The sequence below is a fragment of the Neobacillus niacini genome, assembly GCF_036961885.1.
Taxonomy (GTDB): domain Bacteria; phylum Bacillota; class Bacilli; order Bacillales; family Cytobacillaceae; genus Neobacillus; species Neobacillus niacini_H.
Genome location: NZ_JBALNQ010000079.1, coordinates 1 through 1097, shown reverse-complemented (window position 1 = coordinate 1097; position 1097 = coordinate 1). Strand labels below are relative to the sequence as shown.

The 1097-nt window shown below is 26.3% G+C and carries 2 protein-coding genes; both read right to left on the bottom strand.

Features of this window, described 5'->3' with window-relative positions; genetic code table 11:
- The coding region (locus tag V7124_RS24795; RefSeq protein ID WP_335494350.1) for a glycosyltransferase at positions 1–184 on the bottom strand (184 nt) is incomplete at its 3' end.
- Between the two features lie 26 nt (positions 185–210).
- Positions 211–1097 (bottom strand): O-antigen polymerase (locus V7124_RS24790; RefSeq protein WP_335494348.1); only part of this gene is annotated, 887 nt, incomplete at its 5' end.

The following is a 1097-nucleotide window of genomic DNA, read 5'->3' as shown; positions in this document are numbered from 1 at the left end:
ATGGGTGAATAAAATTTATTTCAAGCCATTTTTGAATATATTCTACAGAATCTTTTTTTGAACCATTGTCCAGCAAAAATATGGTGTAATTATTGTTCTTTTCATTTATTAATAGAGAATTAAGACACTCTATTGTATCCTCATGACCATTCCAATTCAATACAATAATCCCAAGTTTATTCACTTTTTCACCTCCAAAAATTGATAATTTCAATTTTGAAACCATCTTTTTATATTTCTGTAATATTTCTCAAAGGAAAAATCCCTTTTTAAGATAAACTCGAAAATTGCCAAAAATATTAGTGGCAAAACAACTCCTGATACAGTAAGGAAATTAGTAAAAAACAACAGTGAAACAATGGCAAGTAACAGGGATGTTATACTTAAAAATTCTCCTTGATATCTGGTTTTTATATAAAAGAAATAAACTATACAAAAGAAAATTCCTACATAAATACTTGCAATGACCAAGTTAGAACGAAAGACACTTTCAGAAAATAAGCCACCTACATTCGTTCTTAAATCCGATGAAACCTTAACAAAATTATAATTTATCGGATCAATATAACCACCCGTTTGAAATATAGCTTTAATAATATTTATTGGAACAGTGAACATAATTTGAATACCTTCAACCAGATTAGTACCATTACTAAAATAGTAATTTGTTGCAATTAATGGACTTAATAAATAATACAAAAAATGTTTCACTGCAAAGTTTATACTATCTATAAACGAACTTGTACTAAAATTTCCTTGAAACAAAAATGGCTTAACCGCGTAAACCAATATAAATACTATTAACCCAATTAATACTGTTAAAATTCCGAATATAAATGTTTTACGGATGCTAATATTATAACAAATTGAATAGAAAACTATTACATGTACCAATGCAATAAAAATACCATACTTCCCGCCAAATAAAAAAAGATTAATAAACACAAGAATTATTGAAAGTAAATAATGATATCCTTTTTTATTTTGTAAATAAATAATTAATATAAAAGGGGATAGTATTACTGAAATCTCTCCAAGATGTGCAAAAATACCAAATGATTTTCCTTTAAGATTTGAAAAGCCGTAGATTTCTATAC